Annotated in this window: 20 protein-coding genes and 1 tRNA gene; 7 read left to right on the forward strand and 14 right to left on the reverse strand. The window is 51.3% G+C overall.

Going from position 1 to position 21,665, the window contains the following annotated elements; all coding sequences use genetic code 11:
- Positions 1 to 2: 2 nt before the first annotated feature.
- Together CRP01_RS08805 and folK are read right to left on the reverse strand one after the other, a co-directional pair.
- The gene (locus CRP01_RS08805; RefSeq protein ID WP_099149664.1) at positions 3 to 659 is read right to left on the reverse strand and encodes a deoxynucleoside kinase; all 657 of its coding nucleotides are present in this window, start codon (positions 657 to 659) and stop codon (positions 3 to 5) included.
- A 75-nt stretch (positions 660 to 734) separates the two neighbouring features.
- On the reverse strand, positions 735 to 1,226 hold the full coding sequence (gene folK / locus CRP01_RS08810) for a 2-amino-4-hydroxy-6-hydroxymethyldihydropteridine diphosphokinase (RefSeq protein WP_099149665.1): 492 nt from the start codon (positions 1,224 to 1,226) through the stop codon (positions 735 to 737).
- 123 nt (positions 1,227 to 1,349) lie between these two features.
- Between folK and CRP01_RS08815 the strand changes: the two genes are divergently transcribed.
- The 3 genes from CRP01_RS08815 (at position 1,350) to CRP01_RS08830 (ending at position 3,670) form a co-directional block, all read left to right on the forward strand.
- The gene (locus tag CRP01_RS08815) at positions 1,350 to 1,883 is read left to right on the forward strand and encodes a DinB family protein (protein WP_099149666.1); all 534 of its coding nucleotides are present in this window, start codon (positions 1,350 to 1,352) and stop codon (positions 1,881 to 1,883) included.
- Positions 1,884 to 1,948: 65 nt separating this feature from the next.
- Positions 1,949 to 2,539, forward strand: coding sequence for a TetR/AcrR family transcriptional regulator (locus CRP01_RS08820; protein WP_099149667.1), 591 nt, complete (start codon positions 1,949 to 1,951; stop codon positions 2,537 to 2,539).
- A gap of 210 nt (positions 2,540 to 2,749) precedes the next feature.
- Complete coding sequence (locus CRP01_RS08830; protein ID WP_099149669.1) at positions 2,750 to 3,670, forward strand: alpha/beta fold hydrolase; 921 nt, start codon at positions 2,750 to 2,752, stop codon at positions 3,668 to 3,670.
- 217 nt (positions 3,671 to 3,887) lie between these two features.
- On the opposite strand, the gene CRP01_RS08835 is transcribed toward CRP01_RS08830, so the two are convergent.
- The 3 genes from CRP01_RS08835 to xseA form a co-directional block, all read right to left on the reverse strand.
- Positions 3,888 to 4,331 (reverse strand): hypothetical protein, encoded by a 444-nt coding sequence (locus CRP01_RS08835; protein WP_143473328.1) that lies wholly within the window; start codon positions 4,329 to 4,331, stop codon positions 3,888 to 3,890.
- A 272-nt stretch (positions 4,332 to 4,603) separates the two neighbouring features.
- Complete coding sequence (gene xseB / locus CRP01_RS08840) at positions 4,604 to 4,786, reverse strand: exodeoxyribonuclease VII small subunit (RefSeq protein ID WP_099149671.1); 183 nt, start codon at positions 4,784 to 4,786, stop codon at positions 4,604 to 4,606.
- 114 nt (positions 4,787 to 4,900) lie between these two features.
- Positions 4,901 to 6,136, reverse strand: coding sequence for an exodeoxyribonuclease VII large subunit (gene xseA / locus CRP01_RS08845; RefSeq protein WP_170110290.1), 1,236 nt, complete (start codon positions 6,134 to 6,136; stop codon positions 4,901 to 4,903).
- Positions 6,137 to 6,690: 554 nt separating this feature from the next.
- Between xseA and CRP01_RS08850 the strand changes: the two genes are divergently transcribed.
- Positions 6,691 to 6,777, forward strand: a tRNA-Leu gene (locus CRP01_RS08850).
- Between the two features lie 104 nt (positions 6,778 to 6,881).
- On the opposite strand, the gene CRP01_RS08855 is transcribed toward CRP01_RS08850, so the two are convergent.
- Entirely contained in the window at positions 6,882 to 7,346 is a 465-nt protein-coding gene (locus tag CRP01_RS08855) for an META domain-containing protein (RefSeq protein ID WP_143473329.1), read from the reverse strand.
- Positions 7,347 to 7,755: 409 nt separating this feature from the next.
- Here CRP01_RS08855 and CRP01_RS08865 point away from each other — a divergent pair, with 409 nt between their 5' ends.
- Positions 7,756 to 8,457, forward strand: coding sequence for a WG repeat-containing protein (locus CRP01_RS08865; RefSeq protein ID WP_099149675.1), 702 nt, complete (start codon positions 7,756 to 7,758; stop codon positions 8,455 to 8,457).
- 138 nt (positions 8,458 to 8,595) lie between these two features.
- Here the strand turns inward: CRP01_RS08865 and CRP01_RS08870 are convergent, their stop codons facing one another.
- The 3 genes from CRP01_RS08870 to CRP01_RS08880 all read right to left on the reverse strand — a co-directional run bounded on the left by CRP01_RS08870 (position 8,596) and on the right by CRP01_RS08880 (position 12,019).
- Entirely contained in the window at positions 8,596 to 9,381 is a 786-nt protein-coding gene (locus CRP01_RS08870) for a type IV pili methyl-accepting chemotaxis transducer N-terminal domain-containing protein (RefSeq protein WP_099149676.1), read from the reverse strand.
- A 54-nt stretch (positions 9,382 to 9,435) separates the two neighbouring features.
- Positions 9,436 to 10,710 carry an alginate export family protein gene (locus CRP01_RS08875; protein WP_143473330.1) on the reverse strand — a complete coding sequence of 425 codons (1,275 nt, stop codon included), beginning with the start codon at positions 10,708 to 10,710 and terminating at the stop codon, positions 9,436 to 9,438.
- Positions 10,711 to 11,215: 505 nt separating this feature from the next.
- Positions 11,216 to 12,019, reverse strand: coding sequence for a type IV pili methyl-accepting chemotaxis transducer N-terminal domain-containing protein (locus tag CRP01_RS08880; RefSeq protein ID WP_099149678.1), 804 nt, complete (start codon positions 12,017 to 12,019; stop codon positions 11,216 to 11,218).
- A 1,152-nt stretch (positions 12,020 to 13,171) separates the two neighbouring features.
- On the opposite strand from CRP01_RS08880, the gene CRP01_RS08885 reads away from it, so the two are divergent.
- A complete protein-coding gene (locus CRP01_RS08885) occupies positions 13,172 to 14,179 on the forward strand; it encodes a glycoside hydrolase family 43 protein (protein ID WP_099149679.1) in 1,008 nt (335 codons plus the stop codon).
- A 40-nt stretch (positions 14,180 to 14,219) separates the two neighbouring features.
- Here CRP01_RS08885 and CRP01_RS08890 read toward each other — a convergent pair whose 3' ends face one another.
- The 5 genes from CRP01_RS08890 to CRP01_RS08910 form a co-directional block, all read right to left on the reverse strand.
- Entirely contained in the window at positions 14,220 to 15,452 is a 1,233-nt protein-coding gene (locus tag CRP01_RS08890; RefSeq protein WP_099149680.1) for an RNA polymerase sigma factor, read from the reverse strand.
- Positions 15,452 to 15,799, reverse strand: coding sequence for a YciI family protein (locus tag CRP01_RS08895; RefSeq protein WP_099149720.1), 348 nt, complete (start codon positions 15,797 to 15,799; stop codon positions 15,452 to 15,454). Before CRP01_RS08895 ends, CRP01_RS08890 begins: the two co-directional genes overlap by 1 nt.
- A gap of 360 nt (positions 15,800 to 16,159) precedes the next feature.
- Positions 16,160 to 16,537, reverse strand: coding sequence for a VOC family protein (locus CRP01_RS08900; RefSeq protein ID WP_099149681.1), 378 nt, complete (start codon positions 16,535 to 16,537; stop codon positions 16,160 to 16,162).
- A 215-nt stretch (positions 16,538 to 16,752) separates the two neighbouring features.
- On the reverse strand, positions 16,753 to 20,001 hold the full coding sequence (locus CRP01_RS08905) for a DUF7619 domain-containing protein (RefSeq protein WP_099149682.1): 3,249 nt from the start codon (positions 19,999 to 20,001) through the stop codon (positions 16,753 to 16,755).
- A 132-nt stretch (positions 20,002 to 20,133) separates the two neighbouring features.
- Positions 20,134 to 20,802 carry a heavy metal-binding domain-containing protein gene (locus CRP01_RS08910; protein ID WP_099149683.1) on the reverse strand — a complete coding sequence of 223 codons (669 nt, stop codon included), beginning with the start codon at positions 20,800 to 20,802 and terminating at the stop codon, positions 20,134 to 20,136.
- Positions 20,803 to 21,085: 283 nt separating this feature from the next.
- Between CRP01_RS08910 and CRP01_RS08915 the strand changes: the two genes are divergently transcribed.
- Entirely contained in the window at positions 21,086 to 21,661 is a 576-nt protein-coding gene (locus tag CRP01_RS08915; RefSeq protein WP_099149684.1) for a gluconate 2-dehydrogenase subunit 3 family protein, read from the forward strand.
- Positions 21,662 to 21,665 lie beyond the last annotated feature (4 nt).

Raw genomic sequence — 21,665 nt, forward strand, 5'->3', positions numbered from 1 at the left:
ACTCAGGGCAATACCAGGCGTTTGCGGTGGATCCCGGGCTCATAGTCCAGACTGATCTCCGTCAGTAAGCGCTGGTAATGCTCTGCTTCGTTGATCCAATCCGCATCTTCCACATCCAGGATCAGGATAGGAAGTTGCGGATTGGTCTTAAAATAATCGAAATAGGCATTCTGGATGTTCAGCAGGTAATCGCCCGAAATATCCTGTTCGTAGCTACGGCCCCGGCGTTTGATATTGGAGAGCAATTCTTCCACCGGCCGGTGCAGGTACACCAGCAGTTCCGGTTTCGGGAAGCTGGCATTCAGAATATTGAACAGGCGTTGGAACAGGCGATATTCCTGATCATTGAGGTTATTGCGGGCAAAAAGTAGTGTTTTTACGAAAAAGTAGTCCGCAATGATCCCCTTCTGAAATAGATCGTGCTGGGAGAGTAGTTCCTGCAACTGCTTGTGCCGTTCCGTCATAAAGAACAACTCCACCGGGAAAGCGTAGCGCTCCGGACTGTCGTAAAAAAAGGGCAGGAACGGATTATCGGTAAACTGCTCCAGAATGAGCCGGCTGTCAAATTGTTCGGCCAGCTGGTGACAGAGCGTTGTCTTACCAGCACCGATATTACCTTCAATGGCGATGTATTGATGTGGGAATATTTGTTTGGCCATGCGGGCAAATGTAGTCGATGCGCGGGAAAATATAGATGATATTGCGGAAAATGTTTATTCGCGGGCGTAAGCCGGCTAATTCCCCGCCCAGATCCTGACGATCTCCTCGTCCGGACTTTTGGCGGCCAGCTCAGCGGCCGTTTTGCCCAGCACCGGATGCAGCCAGTCGGGAGCGATCTCCGCCAGAGGGACCAGCACGAAATTTCGGTTCTGGATCTGAGGGTGGGGGAGGGTAAGAAATGCGGTCCGGATGCGGTAATCGTCGTAAAACAGCAGATCCAGATCCAGGGTGCGGGCGCCCCAGCGCTGGAGGCGTTCCCGGTTGGCCCGTTTTTCCAGTTCCAGCAAGGCCGTCATCAGGTGAAAGGGGCCGAGACCGGTCCGAATTTGCCAGACCTGATTAAGATAATCGGGTTGATCGATCCCACCCCAGGGACTGGTCTGATAAATATTGGACGCCCGGATCAACGTTCCTATCTCTTCTTCTATCCACTGTAAAGCCTGCCGGAGCTGCACTTCCCGCGGCCCCAGATTACTGCCTACCCCTATAAACGCCGTATGCTCCATCGAGGAGATTAAATTTTTTTGAAAATAATAAACCGACCGGTTGGTTTATTTTAGAATTGTTGTATATTTGTGTGGTCACCAAATGACCCGACCGGAAATTCCCGGCAAATAATAGCACCTGAAATGAAAGACCGATCGCCAACTGTACCAGACAAAACAACTATCGCCCGGGAGCTGTCCGCAGCCTTTCTGCGGGTCCGGGAAGAACTGCAATCGCTGAGCGAAACGGCCTATCTCCAAAAGCCCGGTGACCGCTGGAGTCCGGCCGAGCAGCTGGAACACCTCATCCTGTCTTCGATCCCCATTGTGGGCGCGCTGGGCAAAGATAGAGATTGGTTCGATCAATTCGGTCCTCCGTCCCATCCGGACAAGGGACACAAGGCCCTGGCATCCCACTATAAGTTTGTACTGAGCACGGGTTTAAAGGCACCTTCGCGTTTTGTGCCCGAGTCCGGCAAAGTCTATGATATAGATCAACAATTGAAGAGCTGGAAACGTTTGGAAGACGGAATAATATCGCGAATGGACGGTTGGACGGAGTACGAACTCGATCGGTGTATACTCCCGCACCCGGCACTGGAAAATTTGACCATGCGGCAAATGCTGCAGTTCACTACGATCCATACGTACCATCATTTGTCCGCCATTACAGGCTAAGGGCGGCAAGGAAACCGAGCATTCCGATCAACCGACTTCATGCCAACAATATACATCTTGAGAAAATGACCAAAGCAGAAAAAACACGGAACCTCATCATCACCGAAGCGGCCACCCTTTTTAACCAGCGCGGGTACGAAGGCACTTCGATGAAAGACATTATGGACGCTACGGGTATGTCCAAAGGGGCGCTCTACGGCCATTTTAAAGACAAGGAACAAATTGCGGTTGCGGCCTTCCAGGAAGCCGTCAATACGGTACTGGTGGAAGTCGGCAAACGCACTCGGGCGGAAAACCAGGTGATCGCCAAATTCAAGGAGGTCATCTATTTCTACAAGGAACGCATCCTGAACCCTCCGGTGGAGGGCGGCTGTCCGATCCAGAACAGCTCGGTAGACGCCGATGAATCCCGGCCGGTACTTCGCAAGGAAGTGATCCGCGCCATGGATGCCTGGCAGGAACGCATCGTCCGGACGCTGCAAAAAGGCATGGCCAGCGGGGAGGTCCGGATCGATATTGATGCCCGCGAATTCGCGATCAACTTCATCAGTACTCTGGAAGGAGGCATTATGATGGCCCAACTCTACCGCGATGTCCGCTATTTTGATAATGTGGCCCGGCTGCTGAATCAGATGGTGGAGGGATTAAAACGATGATTTAATGTGTTAAAGTGGAAAGGTGTTAAAGTGTTGAGGTTGGGGGGTGAATGGTTCCGGTAAAAGTCGATGAGATTGGGAATTTACCGTCAACCGTCAACCGTCAACCGTCAACCGTCAACCGTCAACCGTCAACCGTCAACCGTCAACCGTCAACCGTCAACCATCCACCGTCCACCGTCGACCATCAACCAAAAAAAATCAACGATCATGATGACTGTACAAAAAATCGAATACCTGAATTCAAGCTGGGTAGATGACAAACCGGAGCGTCCGGTGAGCTATCCCTGGTTTTTGTCACTGGTCCGTTTCGGGTTCGGTACGCTGGGGCGCGTTTTTCCCCGGGCGGCCGGAACCAAAGCCTTTGAGTTGTTTACCACGCCGCGTACCCGCGCCAAGCACCGTTCGCCCGAGCCCTTGCTGGCCGAAGCCCGGATCTTTGAGATCCTCTTCGGGAAACACATGCTGAAGTGCTACGAATGGGGGAGTGGTACCCGCACGGTGCTATTGGTCCACGGTTGGGAATCGAGAGGTACGGCTTTGCGCACCTTTGTGCCGGAGTTGGTCGAGCAGGGATTTCGGGTAGTAGCCATGGACGGTCCGGCGCACGGAGACTCCGGTGGGACGCGTGCCAATCTGCGCACCTTCGGCGAAGCGGTCCGTCTGGTGATCCGCCGTTTGGGAGATGTGCACAGTGTGATCACGCATTCATTCGGTGGTGCGGCCACGGTTTTTGCCCTGAGTGAACTGGATAAGGAGATCTATCTGGAGAAGCTGGTACTGATCGGTACGCCCAACCGGATGGAAAACGTATTCCAGGGCTCGGTGAAAACTTTAAATGTCCCTCCGGGAGCGGTTAAACATTACCGCCGTCTGGTCGAAGAAAAGGTAGGGCGACCATTGCCGGAAGCTTCTCTGAGTAGTCTGGGCCTGCAAGCACAGATCGGGGAAGCCCTGATCGTGCACGATACCGACGATCAGGCCGTTTCTCTGGATGCAGCCCGTTTGGTAGCGGAATCCTGGCCCAATGCCCGGATGATCATTACCGAAGGGTACGGCCATTACCGCCTGATGAAGAATCCGGATGTGATCCGGCGGGTGGCGGACTTTATTGGAGTTGGGCACCTTTAAATTGCCAAATTACCAGATGGAGGTGATGGAAAAGTGTATAAGTACAGTATATACCGACCGAAGCGGTTTGGGATTTTCCCAAACCACTTCGCGTCAGGAATAACCTCAATATTTTTACATTTTTCCAATGCTACCGGGGAGCAGCCTTGTAATGTATAGTGTTATTGTCTTGGCAATTGACAGGGATTTAATACGGACTAACCCGACTTAACCGGGTTCACATCATTTCTTTAATTTCCAGAAACCAGATCTCACCGATCTTTTTTAGAAAATAGGCCGCCCGCTGTTCGGCATGGCCTCGCTGGTACAGAAATACTACAGCTTTATCTCCTTGCTGATTCAGCAAAACCGGAGAGAAATCATAAATGGAGGTGTGTTTCCGCTCGCAGTCTGCGGCGTTTTCGGTGACCTGGATACCCGCCCTGGTTATATCCAATCGGGTCATATCCACCCCTGCAAGTTGTTGATAATCATTCTGTAAATAGACATTAGCCCGCTGCAAGCTTTCCGGATCGAGGTGCGATTCGAGATCACTGAGGGTGTTCCGGAATTGTAGAACGATGCATTGTCGGTTCAGAAATTCCCGGGTGACCATATTATTGATGGATATCTGGGTGATACAGGGCAGGGAGTCAAAAGGTGGGGATATCGCTATAGCCATTCCCTCGGGCAGGTTTTCCCCTGAAAAATGGTCATCAGCATATTGCTCGCACGGCTGCACTAATGCGATTTCGTAATTGAGGATTTTGTTCCATATCTGCGGATCGGCACTTCCAGATCCAGGTGCTCCGCAGCTGAGTATGGTAAACATTAAGACCAGCTTGATTAACGTTCGCATGGCACGGAGTAGCTATTGGTTAAATTAGGGTGATTTCCATCTTGGTACACTAAAATGTACTGACGATAACCGATCGCCTGGCCATGCTCACTGCACTAATCCTGATCGGAGAAGAGTCCCTGAATTTCCTCCTCTGTAGATCGGAGTTTTTGTCGGCAAAAATTGATCAATTCGGCAGCTCGCTGCAGTCGTTCGGACAGATCATCGATGCCCAGGGTGTTTTCCTGTAGCGCATCCACGATATCCTGCAATTCTCCCATGGCAGCTTCGTAAGTCATATTATTTATTTTGTTGCGGGCGGATTGCCATCCGCCGCTACGGTTGGTTTATTAAGTATAGGCCCCAATGCCGCTCTACCTTATACGATTCAGATATCTCAAATTATCAATTTTCTACAGCCCATCATCTACCGTACTATCGACCTCCCCATCCCGAAAAAGGGTCTTTAATTGATCGCCCGCTTGTACGTCCTTCCGGGAATGAACAAATTTACCATTTAATTGGGTGAGAGTATAACCTCTCGCCAGGGTACTCTCTATGCTAAGCAGCTGCACCATCTTTTCCAGCTGATCGATCTGCTGGTTCCCGTTCCGGAGCTGACTGGTTGCCCGGTAGGGGAGTTCGTTGGCAATAAAATCCAGCAACTGTTCCTGTTTTTGTACGAGGTTGCGGCTGGTGTGACGCAATTGCTGGCGGATGCCGTTCAACTGGATTGCCTCCCGCTGGAGAATCTGATTTCCGATGAACTGCAGTTGCTGGGTCAGTTGCAGCAGCCCGGCCTCGAATTGAGCGGCCCGTCCGATCAGCCATTCGGCCACGGCCGTCGGGGTTTTCAGGCGGGTGTGGGCCACGAGGTCCGAAACGGTTTCATCCACTTCGTGACCGATACCGGTGATCACGGGCAGTTGGCACTTGGCGAGACTTTCGGCCACCTTGAGCTCGTCGAAAGCGCTGAGGTCCAGTCGGGAACCGCCACCACGGATCACCACTACCGCGTCGAATGCGGCTTTCCGGCGGTTGATCTTCCGGATCTGGGTGGGTAGCTCCTCGGCTACCTTCTGCCCCTGCATGGCGCTCGGAAAAAGGGTAGTCCGGAAAGCGTATCCGTAGGCATTCTGGCGCAATTGGGTGTTGAAATCGTGGTAACCCGCCGCTGTCTCACTACTGATCACGGCCAGCCGCTGCACGACTTCCGGTAAAGGCAGCAGAGCATTTCGGCGCAGATGCCCGCCTTTTTTCAGACCTTCGATCGTTTTGCGCCTTTGCAGTTCCAGTTGCCCCAGGGTAAAAGTGGGGTCAATCTCGTGGATGATGAGTTTCAGTCCGTAGCGTTCGTGGTACTCCACCTGCACCCGCAGCTTCACCGAGCGGCCCGCCTGTAGAATCTCGTGCAGGGTAAGGCCCAGTTGCCGGCGCAAACGCCGGTGGGTTTTCTCCCAAAGGGCCGCTTCACTTTGCGCCAGGATCTCCTCACTGTCTTCTTCCTTTTGTACCAGCGATACAAAGTAATGCCCCCGCGACTCGCCGACCTGGGCGATCTCCGCGGTGATCCACAGCGGTTCGGAGAAATTCAACGCCAGGATCCGCCGGATATATTCGTTGAGCTGGAAGAGGGTATAGGTCTGCAAATGCTTATTTTTAAGCCCCAAAGATAGTAAGGCCGGGTAAAACAAGATGCTTCCAAAAGATCATATACCATTTTTTTTTAACAAATTTTTCATATGCAAATAAAAAGCCTTATCTTTCGCTCTGAATAAAGAAATAAGCCGAGTTTAACTCGTAAAGATTATAATCATAGGGATGACTTTTGGGCCCTTCCGAAGCACACAGTCGGAAGGGCTTTTTTGATTTTACGCCCCGCGTAAAATCATCCCGGATAAGGTCGAAGGACCGAATCGGGATTGTTCATTCTAGCAATGAGCTATCGCCCCGCGTGAAATCATCCCTTCGGACCTTCCAGTATCATTCCCACTCTGGTCCCATCAACCAAATCGGAACCCTTTTTTCCGCTTCGACGTTTATTCCCACAGCCTACGACCGGTCCGTGCTAAAGATTCCGCTCTTTTTTCGGTCACTTATTGCCTGGAATGGGAAAAAATGATACATTTGCATCCGCCAAATAGAGGAGCGAAGTAAGCGCAAAGCAGTACGCTGCCGGTCTGAACTTCCCTCCCGTACACTTGCCGAAGTGGCGGAATTGGTAGACGCGCTGGATTCAAAATCCAGTTCTGGCAACAGAGTGCGGGTTCGATTCCCGCCTTCGGTACCATCATTAAAAGCACTTGTGATCCGTCGCAGGTGCTTTTTTTGTGCCCTGATTTGTCAGTGGTATTAGTTTACTGCTGCAAGCCGGTATTAGAAAATTGCAAAGTATCAGATCCGCTCGAAAGCGATGATGTTTTTTCCATCGTTGTAAAAGATCAACAATATGGAGTTCCTGATCTCGTAGCGCTGAGCGGCCATGATTTGGTAAAGCCTTGTCCATTCGGGTTCCGCAACGAAGGTAGTGGCCATAGGTCCGAATGAAATGTTCCCATGATTTTGTATGGTATATTTACCACCGTAAGCATTCGAAACTTTAACCCCGGCAATGTCTCCTTCTCCATTGCTGTCCACTGATGAGAAATTTGCTGTGATGTCGCCATTATTAATATGTGGCCAGGTATTATCTTCCGTTTTGGTTATTTTTTCTCCATGATCGATATAGTATACGACTTTCCAGTCGCCGGTCAGATCATAGGAAATTTCATCCTGGTCTTTGGAACAGGCACTGAACAGCATGGTGATCACTACTAAAGTTACCGATATCCTGATTGAAATTGAAATACAAGTTTTCATTTTAAACTGGTGTCTATTTGGGAAAAAAATTGAATTAATTTGGTATCGATCCGACGTTCTTCTACGGGTGTTTGTGTGTAGGTCCAAGAAAGATAACCATAAAATCTTCATCGAAAAAGCTGGAAGACCTGCCACTTCGATTTTCCTATTGGTACCTCTTAATTCTGTTCGTATCTGATTGAAAATCACTTTGTAATCCCCTCTCCAAGCAACCCTCCGCCCCTCAACTTGTCTATTCCTACAAACAGATTATATTTTTTCGCCAAGCTTGTTGCTCTGTAAACGTGCCCATTGACCGCTAATGCTCTGGTGCCAGCGACCGTTCCAGTGAACGTGCGCTAAACGCCCACCGGCCATCCTCCACCGACGGAACAGATCCCGACAAGCTAACAAACACAACACCTCCATTATGAAAAACCTACTCCTCCTGTTCGCTTTACTCTTCGCTACTCATCTGCTCACCGGCCAAAAGGTCGTGAAACAAAACGGAAAATACGGACTGATGGGCACGAACGGCACCATGATCACGCCCGCTATGTACGACGCCATCGAGCTGGAAGGCAGTCTGGTAACCACCCGCCTGAACGGAAAGATCGGTATCTGCGGACTGGACGGGCAGGTGATCGTGCCGAATATCTACGACCGGATCACCTGGAATGGCAGCTACGGCATGACCGAAAAGGACGGCCGCGTGGGCATGATCAAACGGAACGGCGAACTGTTGATCCCACATATGTACGACCGCATTAGCTGGGACGGCAGCTTTGGTACTACGGTCCGGGACGGGAAGGTCGGTCTGGTCAAACTGAACGGTGAGGTCGTGATTCCGAACCTGTACGATAGCATTAGCTGGAACGGCAGTTTCGGTACTACGGTCAAGGACGGCAAAGTGGGCCTCATTAAACTGGACGGTCGAATGGTCATCCCTAATGTTTACGATGCCATTGAATGGAACGGCAGCTACGGTGCCACCGTACAGAACGGCCTGCTGGGCCTGGTTCGACTGGACGGCCGGATGCTCATTCCCAATCAATACGATGAGATCGAACTGAACGGCAGCACGGCCACAGCCATCCGGGGAAATACTCGCCAGGAATACCGGATCCGCTAGGTGGGAAAAAACAAAAGCCTTGCACACAGTGGTACAAGGCTTTCGCGAATATCTGCTTTTTTTGCCCGCAGTGGGCAGGATGATTCGGATCATCTGATCAAATGCAGCTTTAATCCATGATCCATTGGCGTCGCGTATTTATCTCTTGGCAGTCAACTGATTATCCGTCACTTTTGCGTACAATCCGGTGATGTCATTCATCTGTTTCAGGATGGAATTGGTAGTAACGGTGATCACTGACGGCATCATTTTGCTGTTGTTCACATCAAAGGTATGCTTCGAAAATTCCCACTGGCTGATCACTTTATTCAACTTGGTGGTAATATCCGAGGTATTGTAACCCGAAGCGACCAGTTCCTTCAATGCCTTTTCAAATTCTTCACGGGCACCCTTCAGTTCGGGGTAAATACTTTCGCTCGGGATCTTCCAGGCGTAAGCCAGATAGTACAGGGCGATCCGCTGGGAAAGCATCCGCTGCCGGCCCGACATGTTGACAAGTTTGGCCGATTTAAGTTTGGCTTCCTTTTCCAGCAGGGTCACTACATCATCACACTTTTCCAGTAGTTCATTGGCCTGGTCAATGAGGATGCCTGCGGTCAGCCGGTTGGGGGAGGACACTACCTTGATCCGGAAGGAAAGCCAGAGTTCGTATACTTCCCCTAGGGTTTTTTTGGTTTTGTTGCCGGCCGGGTAGTCCTGCAATTCGAGCATCTGCTCCTCGAATAATGCAACGGCGTCATCCAGTTCGGTTCTCGCCTGGTCCACGCGGGATTTCAGGCCGATCATCAGATAACACTTCGTCATCTTCTGGGTCAGCATCCGCTGGCGACCCGCTTTGTTGATGGCTTCCCCTACGGTCAGGTCCTGAGCCGTCAGCAGGCCCGAAAAAAATAAGAGTGTGAGTACTAATATCTTGGTTTTCATAATTATCGCTTTAAATGATTATTGGTAAAAGTTTTATGGATTCCCGGAGGCCGATTACTTGGTGGCTATCTTGAAGGACGGTTTGATGGTGACCATCATCCAGACCCAGTTGCTCGTGGCATCGGTAGAACCGGCATTTTTCAGGGTCACCATGGAGTCGGAACCGAACATGTGGGAATACCCGGCCGCAACGCCCACGCCCTTGGTCACCGGAAAGCTGGTGGTGATATCCACTTCCGTTCCCAGGTACGAGGACATTTCCTTGCCTGCTTCGTCGGCTATCGCCTCGTTAGCGGTGAAGAAATGCAACTGGATACCCGAATTGAACTTGGATTTTTTCATGCCCCACTTCACGAACAGGTCGTTCAGTCCAACGTTGTTGACGTGATTGCCTACGTAGAAATAGTCCATCAGGCCGTTGAATTTGTGGTTGGTACCGTACAGGGGCGTAAAAGCGTTATTTTCACCGGTCGGGTTCATTTGGTTGTTGCCGGAAAGGATCTCTCCTCCCAGGGTAAAACTGTGGCCCCGGCCCACACCGTAAGTCAGATCGGCTCCGGTATAAAGTGCGTTAATCCGCGTGCCCTGCACGTTCGCCTGTTTGCCGCCCTGATAGTAAGCTGATGAATTAATCTGAAATTTGCCGAGTTTGAACCCGAAGCGTCCGCCTAAGGTATGGCTGAAATTGGTGCCGACCGCTTCTCCATTATCGTTGAGCACCTGCACACCGTTGTTGAGTACCAATACGCTGAGGTTGGCCTGTTTCCAGTCCTTGTGCAGCCACAGATACTGGAGCGCTTTGTAGTTTTTCACGGTATAGTCCGTCGAAAAAAGCCGGGGACTATTTTGGTTGAACGCCAACCCCAGATGACCGGAGAAAGTAGAATCCTGGAACATGAGGATTGCGGCGTCGTGACTTCTGGCCTGCTGGGCCCAACCTACCGAACCGAGGATGCGCTGGTCGTCGTAGGCAATTTCCTGCCGCCCGACCTTAAATGCGAACTTCGGACTGATATTAAACTTGGCCCAACCTTCGTGCAGGCTGGTCAGGTTGCCGTCGCCCACGACCAGTTGGGACTGATTACCCCAGACGCGTACGTCCTGCAGGCTGATCTTAACGGTAATGTTGTCGTCGGAGAACAGCCCATTGAAACGGGTCCGCTGATCCGTGAAGAATGCGGGATCCTGATCCGGTGAGGCCAGGGTCTTGAAGCCGTGGCGGTATTCGGTGCGGGGTCTGACTTCAAATTCAAATTGAAGCTGGGCGGAAACGGGGGAAAAAGTCAGTAGATATAGTAGTCCTGCGAGGAGGATCTTAAAAGGTTTCATGATTTTATTTTTGGCACGGGAATGACCGGTTGACGCGGTAGCCCAGGCTACGGTGTCCGTCAACGGATTACTCCCGCATAGTGATTTAGAAAACGGAAAAAAAGGGGGAAGGTCTTAGTGGTATTCGGTGAACGTTTGATCAATTTCAAGTACAGGAAGCGGTAGATCCAGTCTCATCCGGGAGGCGATCCAAAGCCCTGGCGCCGGTGGTTTACGCGCCCCTCCTTGCGGAAAAAGCGGCTGGGAGCATATCCTCCGGCAAAACCAGTGCTTTGAAGATCTTCCTAGTACCCGGCGGATAGTTCCGCTTCGGGGTGTAGTATTCAACAGTATCCTTCTGGAATGCGGTTCGGTCCGCATCATCCAATGGTTACGATCTGATCCAGGCAAAGTAAACGCATTGTTAGGTGTACCTTTTCTCTAACCGTAAATGCGCTCCGCAGTTAAAGGGAGTCACGGGCTACCCGTCGGGGCTTTGCCCATGACTCACCCATCTCTGCGAATACTATTGTTTTGAATTGATCGTAGCCAGGCGTTGATTATTGGTTACCTGGGTGTACATACCCGTGATATTATCCATCTTCTTCAGAATGGATTTGGTGGTAACGGCAATAACAGAAGGCATCATTTTTGAACTTTTGGCATCAAAAGTCATTCTGGAAAAGTCCCACTGGGATTCCACCTTCTTCAGGTTTTCGGAGATCTCCGGGGTGTTCAGGTCGGAGGCCAGCAGTTCCTGCATGGCATCCTCGAACTCCTGGCGGGCACCGATGAGATCCAGGTAGATATTGCTGCTGTTGGGGACATCCCAGGCGTAAGCGGTAGCCAGCAGGGCAATCTTCTGGGAAAGCATCCGCTGTCTGCCCGATACGTTGACCAGGCGGGCCGCGTCGATGTTGGAGTGCTCTTCCAGCATGACTACCACCTCGTTACATTTTTTCAGGAGATCGGTGCTTTCCTTGATCAGGCCGAAAGCCAGTTCCTTGTTGGGCTCGGAAATAACGTTTACCCGGAAAGGCAGCCAGAGGTCTCTGACTTCGTTCAAAGTCTCTTCAATTTCAGGAGTGGGGGCGTAATCTTCTAACTCGAGTAGTTGTTCTTCAAAAAGTGCGACGGCATCATCCAGTTCCCGACGAGCGGCTTCCACTCTGATCTTAGAGCCGGTGAGCATGTAGTTTTTGGCCATCATCTGCGTTAACATCCTTTGACGTCCGGCTTTGTTGATAGCTTCTCCAATAGTAAGTTCCTGGGCTTTGGCAGGTCCTACGATCAATAGACCCAATACCAAAGCAAACAATGAATGTCTCATAATTTTGAGAATTTTGACTATGAATAATACGGTTTAGATTCCATTTCAATTTTTACCGGCATACCCCTCCCCGCCGTTTTCCGTCTCATCGACGGAACCGGAATATTTTTAAGGAAGGCATACTCCTGCCAGGACACTTTGTGACATTGATCAGGTGTGATCCATTCCGATCACGGATAGTATCTAAATTTGAAGTACACCTAACAAATTAAAGCGTGTAGCAGGTCGAACCTGACAAGCATTGAAATAACTCACCGGATAATTAATATTCGCTTTCGTGAACAGTTATTACCGGTCTGAAGACAATACTTTGTCCGACTGATAAAAAATCAGCAAAATTTACCTTTTAGGATTTTAATTAGTTGTTGGTTTGATCTTAATTTGGATCTGGACTTACTTGAACTATTATTTTGTGCTATTGTTGGGACAATACATTTTAATCAGGCGATTAACAATGAAGTTCATAGTGTAAGATAGAAAAGCTTAATGTGATGATCTGTTACGGCATGATTTAAATTAGGTTGCAAAAAAATTTCAAAAAAGTTCTGAATGTTGCGCCGGAGCGATAAATAGTAGTTTTATATTTTTGTTATAAAATATTGAATATCAATTCAATAAGATTTAGTTTTTATTTCGGCAAATGTTGATAAAAAATATTAAAAAAATGTTTAATTATTTTCCGTTTGTAAATGTTTATACTGTATCTGGACAGATATTTGAAAGATAAAATGAGTGGAATAATCTGATATAAAATTTGCTTTGGAGGGCTACGGGAAGTTATTATTTAAAAAAAATCAACAGATAGGGATGTATAATTATTGTCTCTTATAATTTTAGAGTACCTAATATTGAATAAATCGAATACCTAATAATAGTTACGGATACCTAAAGTTATATCGCTATTTGAATTTGGGGAATGCTTAGAATTGTATCTGGAAATATACTTTTTCAATTAATTTTTCTGACCATGCTAATATTTTGACGCAAAATTGATCCGGAGCCTGACGGATTAATTGCAATTTGGTTCACACTACCAGAGTTCGAGTGTACACCAATTGTAAGCATGTCCGGGCTATTTCGGAATAGGCTATTCGCGGTTCGTTCTGATTTTGTATCATTGCAGGCAAACGATAAACCAAGATCAAGATAAGAATGAAATACAGCATATTCAGTCTGCTGCTCTTAATAGCGGCCTGCACATCATCCAAAGTACCGACCACTACGGAGCAATCCGGAGTCATTTTTACCAATCCTTTATTTACTTCCGGTGCGGATCCCTGGATCACCTTTGTCGAAGGGGCCTACTATTACTGTTATTCCAGAGGCGGTGCGCTCCACGTAAAAACGGCCAAAAACATCCTGGATCTGCGAACGGCCGAGGCCATGCAGATCTGGCAGCCACCTGCCGATACCAAATATTCCAAAGAACTGTGGGCGCCCGAATTGCATAAAATTGAGGGCCGCTGGTACGTCTACTTCGCTGCGGACGATGGCGATAATGCCAACCACCGCATGTACGTACTGGGCTCAAAGGACGGCTCCATCGGCAGCGGTTTTGAGTTTTTGGGGCAGGTGGGAGATGCATCGGATAAGTGGGCGATAGACGGCACGGTGTTTACCCACGGCGGGAAGTCCTATTTTATGTGGTCCGGCTGGAAAGGGGACGTCAACGAAGCGCAGCACCTGTATATCGCGGAAATGGCCTCGCCAACGGAGATCAGTTCCGAAAGAGTACTGGTTTCCTCTCCGGACCAGGATTGGGAACAGCGGGGCTCCGGAAATGGCCTGCCGACCATTAATGAAGGTCCGCAGGTACTGAAGAAAAATGGAAGGCTCTACATCGTCTATTCGGCCAGCGGGAGCTGGTCCAATTTCTACTGTCTCGGCCTGCTCCGGCTGGACGGCGTAGATCCGATGGACCCGGCGGCCTGGACCAAACATCCCGAACCGGTATTCGAAGGCACCGATTGCGTGCTGAGCCCAGGCCACTGCTCCTTCACCACGATCGGAGATCAGGACTGGATCGTCTACCACGTCACCGGTTTTCCCGGCGGCGGCTGGAACAGTCGCTACGTAAAAATGCAGCCCTTCTACTGGAACGAAGCGGGCCCCTTGTTCGGTAAACCGGTCGAAGATGGAGTATTGCTGGAAATTAGGTGAGCAACGTTAAAACGTTCGCACGTTCACACATTCCCAACATCTACAACCGCTCCAATTTGCGGATCAGATACTTTTCCTCTAAAGCATTATTGGTCAGCTCAATGGCCTTGCGGAGGGAGGCGATCGCCCGTTCGCGGTCGCCCTGGCTGAGGTGATAATCGGCGTAGCAACCGTGGAATAGATAGGCCCGTTGTTCCAGTTGTTGCACATCGATAGCATCGAGCAGGGCCCGGGCCGCCCGGGCCTGATCCATACGCAGTTGCACAATAGCCATATTCAGCAGATTGGAATCGGAAGGGTGGAAGGTATGGAGTTGTTCGTACAGGTTGAGGATGGCGGGCCAGTTGGTGTCCGCAAAACTGCGGGCCTTCAGGTGCTCGGCGGCAATAGACGCCTCGTAGTGATAGGTAGAGAGGTCGGGGTACTCCATGGCCCGGTTCATGGCATCATTGCCGAGCACAACGAGGGGGAAATACCAGCGGGAGCGGTCCTGGTGTTCGAGATCGACGATCTCCTTATCGGCATTGGTTTTGCTTTCCAGTCGGGCGGAATGGAAACACAGCAGGGCAAAGAGGGCATAACTACTGCCGGAGCGAAACGCTTCCCGGGTGAGCAGTAGTTTACACAGGCGCAGGGCTTCTCCGCAAAGCTCCTGATCGACCAGTTGTTCTTTTTTAGTGGAGTGAAAGCCTTCATTGAAGATCAGATAAATGACGCGCAGGACTCCGGACAGTCTTGACTGGACCGCCGGCGCGGCCGGGAAGCTGAACTGGATCTGCTGTTCCCTGATCTTTTTGCGGGCCCGGATCAATCGCTTTTTAATGGTTTCCTCCTTGAGCAGGAGCGCGGCTGCGATCTCCTTCATCGAAAAGCCGGACACGGTTTTCAGGGCAAAGGCAATCTGCTCTTCCAGGGACAGCTCCGGGTGGCAGGCCACGAAGATCATCCGCAGTTGGTTGTCCGCTATTTCGTGTTCCAGGAACAGTTCATTCAGCTGAATGCCGGCCGATCCGGTAGTGACTTTTTCAAAACGGTTCTTTTCAGCCTTGATCTTGCGCAGCAGATCGATGGCCCGGTTTTTAGCGGCTTTCATCAGCCAGGCTTCGGGGTTTTCGGGCCGTTCGGACCGCCACTGCAAAGTGGCCTTGACGAAGGTGTCCTGCACCGCATCTTCGATGACCTCCAGATGGGAAAGTCCAAAAATATTGGTGAGCACGGCGATCATCTTTCCGTACTGGTGACGGAAAAGATGATCGACAATTTTGTGTTCCATTACCGGTCGAATTTCATGACCTCCCGGATCTCGACCGTCCCGTCGAGATCGTAGTCTGGAAAGTCCTGGGCGATCTCGATCACCTCTTCGAAACTGTTCGCGGAAACGATATAGTAGCCGCCCACCAGCTCCTTGCTTTCTACGAACGGACCGTCCGAGACCACCCTTTTGAGACCTGATACCCTTTTCCCCTGTGCGAGCAGGGCATTACCGCCCTTCAGAATACCCTGTTCTTCCATTTTGTTGCCCCAGGCCCACCATTTGCCCATTCTGTCCTGGAGTTGCTGCGGAGATAGGCCCAACTCTTCGTAGTTGGCGCCGATGAAGATCATCATGAAGTCTTTCATGTCTTTATTTTTTAGCTGAGAACGTTTTTGATTTTCGTAAATCGAGGTCCGCATCGGTTTTTAGGGAGAAACATTAATAGTTAATAATTTGTAGCCGGAGAGGACTGGATTTTCACCGCCAAGGCGCCAAGGCGCTAAGCTTTTTAGTGTATTTGCCAACGGCAAATACACTAACTGCGTTCTTATCCGTTAAAGTCGCAAAAAATCGAAAGACTTACTAATGCAAATTTTCTCGATAGAAGTCATTGTAAAACTTTGCGGCTTCGCGGCCTTAGCGGTAAATTCATTCCTTATTAATTTTCATTGTTCGGCACTATCAACCGTGCGGCCCCTCAATTTATACATTGTTTCGCGCTTCGCTTAATTCGGCGAATGAAAAGCGACCCGGTTACCTTCCGTATCCGTAAACTGAGCGATAAAACCGTTCGGTCCGATCGCGGTTTTGGGGACCAGAACCTTGCCGCCGGCTGCCTCTACCCGCGAAAGCGGAGCCGCGAGGTCATCGCCGCCGTTCAGGTAGATCAGTGCTCCGGATTGGGAAGGCTCGTAACCCGGCCCGCTGATCAGGGTGCCGCCGACACCGCCGCTGTTCCAGTCGGAAGGGAAAATAGCCATTTTGTTGTCGTCTCCTTCCATGTTCATCGGTTCCAGTTGGGACTGGAATACGGCTTCGTAAAAACCTTTGGCTCTTGCGAAATCTTTAGCTGGGATCTCAAACCAGTTGATTGCGTTTTTCATGGTATTGCATTTTGGTGATTAATTGAATCACCCCCATAACGAAGCTGCCGAAAGGGTAGGGGACAAAATTTTGGAAAAAAATTAGGTCCGGTTGGATAAGTAGGGAAAACGCCGCCCGGCTGGGCATTTTCAGATAGCATGTGTTGGCCCGGAAGCGGGTGCCTCCGGCTTGCAGTAGATACGGTGAAAAGAAATTTCTATCTCCGTCCGTGGGATCAGGCCACCACGAATTTACCGGTGTATACCCGTTCTCCCTGCAGCCGGAAAAAATACAATCCCGGCGGTAGCGCAGTTCCATCGAGCTGGTGCTGCCCGCCGGAAACAGTAGCTGTGGAGAGCAGTTTACCGGTGCCGTCAAAAAGCATTAGGCGATAGGAGCCCGACGGATCATCCCAGTCGAGCCGGGCGAGCTGGTTAAACGGATTGGGGAAAACGTGCGCATTCCGGGTATCAATGATCGGATTGCGAACGGCTACCAATTCATCCACCAGGGTAGAACGGGTTGTATTGGTCACGATCGCCGGATTGAAGTCGAAATAGATGTGGGCCGTATTGTCGACCGTAGTATTGGGCTCCAGATCGGCCCGGGCCTGTATGCGGTAGCTGACGAAGCCGTGACTCCTGACTTCATCGACCGCAGCGTGGGGCAGCTCGATATCCGAAAGCACAAAGGTCAGTCCGCCCCGGCGGTCCATACTGACGGAAACCGGGTGGCTGCTGGCTACCAGTTCGAAGGTATTCCAGTCCAGGTTAGCGTCCAGGGTATCGCGGATCACTACGTTAAAGGCCGTATCGGTGCCCAGATTCTGGAACCAGATGGTGTAAAAAAGCGGATCGCGGATCAGACTACTGTCCCCCTGCATCGCCCCGGCGGACCTCACCAGTTTGTCGTTGGGGTCAAACGCACAGGTCACTTGCTGCTGAAGTGTATAAGCGGCAGCGCCCGTAGCTTCTGCCAGAAATTCCAGTACCGGCAGGTCCTCGACCTCGTTTTCGACCGGAGGCATTTCCAGGGTCAGATAATATTGTACCTGTTCCAGCGGGCCGAGTTGGACATTTTCCCAAATCAGTCGCAAGTTATCCCAACTATCCGGCGGTACGCTGCTGCCCAGATAGGTAACATTTTCGTCCAGCAATACACTCACCTCCCCGGACCAGCCAAGCGTGCCGGTATTGCGGATGGTGAGAAAATAGGGCACGGCAAAACCACAGCGGGGGCGTCCACTTTGCAGGATCACTTCCGGCGCTTCGGCCAGTTCGTCCGGGCTTTCGGGAAAGTTAAAGCCCTCCTGATCGTCCGTCAGGACGCTTACCGGCAACAGGGGCAGTCCGTTGTTTAGGCTCCAGCCGGGTTCGTCTTCGTATTGTATTTCGTAGTTGCCGGGATCGACGAATGCGGTATAGGTTCCCACGGAATTGGTAAAGAGCAGGGTGCTGTCGGGCAGCAAGCGTACTTTTTTTCCCGGCAGGCCGGGTTCTCCGGCATCGTACTGCTCGTTATCATTCTGATCCCAGAAACGTAATCCGGTGATCTTTGCTTTTTCCGGTAGTGGCGTATTAATGCCCAGTTCGTTATAGACCAACAGGCCTGCCCGACGAATGCCGATCCATTTGTTGCCGACCTGATCGATGGCCAGCCCGTAGACCGGATAATCGGACCAGCCGATGGAAGGATCCGGATAGCGGGTCCATTCGTTACCGTCGTAGCGGACGATGCCGTCGGCACCGATCACCCAGACATTGCCGTTGGCATCGGGTATGATATCCAGGTGTCTCCGCAGGGGAACGTCTTTTTCAAACTCAAAAGTCAACCAGTTATCGTCGCTTCCCCGGCGCAATAGAAAGTCTCCGCTGGCAAACCAGAGAAAACCGGCCGCATCTACCGCGAGGGACGAGCCGAAACCGTTGCCTGCCGGAAAATCATCCGCCGGTATCGTGTACCATTCGTCTATACCGTCGAAATGCGTGATGCCTTCGCCGGTGGTGATCCAGATCCCGTCTTCCGTCGGAGCGATACTGCCGGTGCTGTTGCTGAGCAAACCGGAATTTTCCGTATTGTAAAAGGTCCATTCTCCATCTTTGAGCCGGCCCAGTCCCTGGCTGCGAAACGCAAACCAGCCGGTGCCGTTCTGGTCAAAGGCAATGTCGGTCACCAGGGCATCATCCAGTACGCTCAGGAATTCCCAGCTTTCTCCCCGGTAGACGTAAATGGAAGCCGTATCGAACTCGCTGGTCGCACTGGCTGCCCAGATATTGCCGTCTGGACCCTCGGCGAGTCCCGAGATCTCAAATCCCGGTCCCTGGGTATCGGTCCATTCCTGTCCGTTGATCCGCACCACCGTAGGGCCGCTAACCACCCATTTCTGATTCTTGCGATCTACCAGAATATGGGTGATGCCGTTGTTAGGAAGCTCGGAATTATCCAGCTTATGGGTCGTGATGCCACTACCGTCGTATTCGAAAAGATCATAGGGCTCCTGGAAAAGCTGCAGGAACCAGAGGTGTCCATCGGAAGTGCTCAACAGGCTGTAGAACTGGTCTTGCTGCGGCAGGTCAAATGGAGAGAGGTCTACGATGTCCCAGGAGGTACCGTTCCAGCCGGCCAGGGTTTGCTGATTGTATAGCCAGAGTTTTCCGTCGTCATCCTGGTGCATGGCAAAGTTGTCACCCACCGTAAAGGTTTCCGGCAACAGCTCGTCGTAAAAGCCCCAGTTGCTACCCGTAAGGGGCCGTACCAGGCGGTAACGGCGGATCGAATTATCGTCGTAGTATGAGACTTTCAGGATAGGCTCGTTACTGACCGGATCAAAAGCCAGGTCTTCCCGTGCGGGCCAGGATGGCGTCGGCAGGTTTTCCGTAGAACGAAAAAAGGTGAATGTTTCGGCCAGTTGGACCAGTTCATTATTGCCCTTGAACAGCCAGGGCGTTCCGTCGGGAGCAAACCGCAATAAGTGCGTTTTGGACGCGTCCAGACCCGGCACGCCCGCATCTGCTTCCCAGTTATCACCTATCTTCTTGACTACGTCGTAGCACTGGTAACAACCGGGTGAAGACTGGTGCAGGATCCATAAGGCTCCCGTAGCGGGATCGAGTTGAATATGGCCGACTTCTCCCAGTCGGGTGCCCCAGGGCAACTCCGGATAGTGCTGCCAATCGTTGCCGTCCCAGCTAAAGATACCTTCCGTATCGGTACCCACCCAAAGGACGCCTTCCGCATCAAATTCCACCGTGAGAATGCGGGAATCGAGAAGGGGCGAATTGGCCGGATGGAGAAATTCCCGTTGCCCGCTGGCCTGATCCACGCGGACCAGACCGCCGGAAGTGGCTACCCAGGCGATCCCATCCCGGGAGGCCACATCGTACACAGTTTCTGCATTGCTGTAAAAAAGGGCCTCCGGGGATTGACCGGATAAATGAATAGATAGAAAGATCAGAATAGGGCAGAAGAGCGCGAAAAATTTCATCGTAAATTACATCAGGTGCTTAGAGAATAGAGCTAAAAAGTCCTTTGTGGACGGTAGTCTTTCCGACTTAAAGTGTGTTTGGGATTTTTTTCTGTGGCGTTTGCAGCCCGACTAAAAATCCCAAACATCCTTTTAATTATGGTAGGCCGTATTGTGGACCAGGGTAGCGCCACAGGTAGAACAGGCGACGCCTTCCGCGGCTCCGCCGGCACAGCCGTTGGCACAGGTATAGTGGAATACACCGGCCGCATTCGTGGCGGCAGCAGTAGACGTATTGGTCGTTACTCCGGCCGGAGGCGTCAGGGTCGGAGTAGCGGTAGTACTACTGGCGCTGTTGTGGTAAGCCGTATTGTGGGCCAGTGCGGTACCGCATACCGGACAGTTGCCTTTCCCGGGACCGTGTCCTCCGGCACAGTTGTTCGGACATTTATAATGCGGTTCGGTCGCATTAAAGGCCGGAACCGGTGCGTTGGCTTCCGGGTCGGCGGAAGTAGCGGCTGTGGCGGCGTTGTTGTGATAAGCCTGATTGTGGGCCATTTCCGTACCGCAAACTGGGCAGTTGCCTTTAGCCGGACCACTACCGCCGGCGCAGTTGTTCGGACATTTATAGTGGGGTTGGGCGGAACTGAAAGAAGCCGGATCGGCTGCCGGAGCCGGTGTTGTTGCATTGGTGAACGGATTGGCCGTGGCGTTCGGGTTTACCGTTTTGGGTTGATCCGCACTATTATCGCTGTTTTGGCAGGAGGGCAATAGCAGGGAAATACTCAGTACAAATAGTGTTAGTAGGTAGTATGATCTCATTACATAGTTTTTTGTAAATATAGCAAAATAATGAATCGGCGATTGTTAAGCCTGTCCGACTTCCGGGGAAATCATTATCTTAATCGCTGCCTTTTGTAGGTTAACGGACATTTGGGAAAATGGATGCATTCCACACGCTCCGGATGGCCGGCGGTGTACCCTCCAACCCGTTTAGCCGACAAAAAACCGGGCAAAAGTAAAAAAGATCCGCTGAGGGTGGTTATAGTCCGCCGGATCGTTTTTGCAAAAAAGTATCAGCCTTACCATAAAAAGTTAAACGATCATGATCAACAGAAGAGAGGCCCTGAAAAGAGCGGGGCTGCTACTCGGTAGCGCCGTGTCGGCTTCGGTTATTTCCGGCGTCATGCAGGGGTGCAAGCCGAGTTATTCCATTGACTGGGAGCCGCAGTTCCTAAGTGAAGAGCAGGCCGTTCTGGTCGGCGAGATCGCCGAGACCATCCTGCCGGAAACGGATACCCTGGGCGCTAAATCCCTGCATCTGGACGAATTCATCGATCTTATGCTGCAGGAAGTCTATACGGCCGACGAGCAGACCGCCTTCACCGCCGGACTGGCGGAACTGGAGCGAACCTGTGTCGATGCAACCGGTCAATCTTTCCCGGAACTGTCGGCTGCCGACCGCCTGTCCTTTTTACAGGCCGAAGAACAAGCCGCCCGTAAGGACGGAGCTTCCGCCGCGGGGAAAAGTCTCCTGCAACTGAAAGAACTGACTTTGGTCGGTTATTTCACCTCCGAATACGCCGGCACGGATGTGCTGGAATTCAAACCGGTGCCCGGTCACTACCACGGCTGTGTGAATTACCAGGACGGCCCGGCCCAGATCGGCATGCGGATCTGATTGC

It is taken from the genome of Flavilitoribacter nigricans DSM 23189 = NBRC 102662 (assembly GCF_002646595.1).
Taxonomy (GTDB): Bacteria; Bacteroidota; Bacteroidia; order Chitinophagales; family Saprospiraceae; genus Flavilitoribacter; species Flavilitoribacter nigricans.

Bases quoted from the DNA above. Each gene is read 5' to 3' on its own strand.
- CRP01_RS08805 (WP_099149664.1), bottom strand. From the start codon at position 659: ATGGCCAAACAAATATTCCCACATCAATACATCGCCATTGAAGGTAAT.
- folK (WP_099149665.1), bottom strand. From the start codon at position 1,226: ATGGAGCATACGGCGTTTATAGGGGTAGGCAGTAATCTGGGGCCGCGG.
- CRP01_RS08815 (WP_099149666.1), top strand. From the start codon at position 1,350: ATGAAAGACCGATCGCCAACTGTACCAGACAAAACAACTATCGCCCGG.
- CRP01_RS08820 (WP_099149667.1), top strand. From the start codon at position 1,949: ATGACCAAAGCAGAAAAAACACGGAACCTCATCATCACCGAAGCGGCC.
- CRP01_RS08830 (WP_099149669.1), top strand. From the start codon at position 2,750: ATGATGACTGTACAAAAAATCGAATACCTGAATTCAAGCTGGGTAGAT.
- CRP01_RS08835 (WP_143473328.1), bottom strand. From the start codon at position 4,331: ATGGCTATAGCGATATCCCCACCTTTTGACTCCCTGCCCTGTATCACC.
- xseB (WP_099149671.1), bottom strand. From the start codon at position 4,786: ATGACTTACGAAGCTGCCATGGGAGAATTGCAGGATATCGTGGATGCG.
- CRP01_RS08855 (WP_143473329.1), bottom strand. From the start codon at position 7,346: ATGAAAACTTGTATTTCAATTTCAATCAGGATATCGGTAACTTTAGTA.
- CRP01_RS08865 (WP_099149675.1), top strand. From the start codon at position 7,756: ATGAAAAACCTACTCCTCCTGTTCGCTTTACTCTTCGCTACTCATCTG.
- CRP01_RS08870 (WP_099149676.1), bottom strand. From the start codon at position 9,381: ATGAAAACCAAGATATTAGTACTCACACTCTTATTTTTTTCGGGCCTG.
- CRP01_RS08875 (WP_143473330.1), bottom strand. From the start codon at position 10,710: ATGAAACCTTTTAAGATCCTCCTCGCAGGACTACTATATCTACTGACT.
- CRP01_RS08880 (WP_099149678.1), bottom strand. From the start codon at position 12,019: ATGAGACATTCATTGTTTGCTTTGGTATTGGGTCTATTGATCGTAGGA.
- CRP01_RS08885 (WP_099149679.1), top strand. From the start codon at position 13,172: ATGAAATACAGCATATTCAGTCTGCTGCTCTTAATAGCGGCCTGCACA.
- CRP01_RS08890 (WP_099149680.1), bottom strand. From the start codon at position 15,452: ATGGAACACAAAATTGTCGATCATCTTTTCCGTCACCAGTACGGAAAG.
- CRP01_RS08895 (WP_099149720.1), bottom strand. From the start codon at position 15,799: ATGAAAGACTTCATGATGATCTTCATCGGCGCCAACTACGAAGAGTTG.
- CRP01_RS08900 (WP_099149681.1), bottom strand. From the start codon at position 16,537: ATGAAAAACGCAATCAACTGGTTTGAGATCCCAGCTAAAGATTTCGCA.
- CRP01_RS08905 (WP_099149682.1), bottom strand. From the start codon at position 20,001: ATGAAATTTTTCGCGCTCTTCTGCCCTATTCTGATCTTTCTATCTATT.
- CRP01_RS08910 (WP_099149683.1), bottom strand. From the start codon at position 20,802: ATGAGATCATACTACCTACTAACACTATTTGTACTGAGTATTTCCCTG.
- CRP01_RS08915 (WP_099149684.1), top strand. From the start codon at position 21,086: ATGATCAACAGAAGAGAGGCCCTGAAAAGAGCGGGGCTGCTACTCGGT.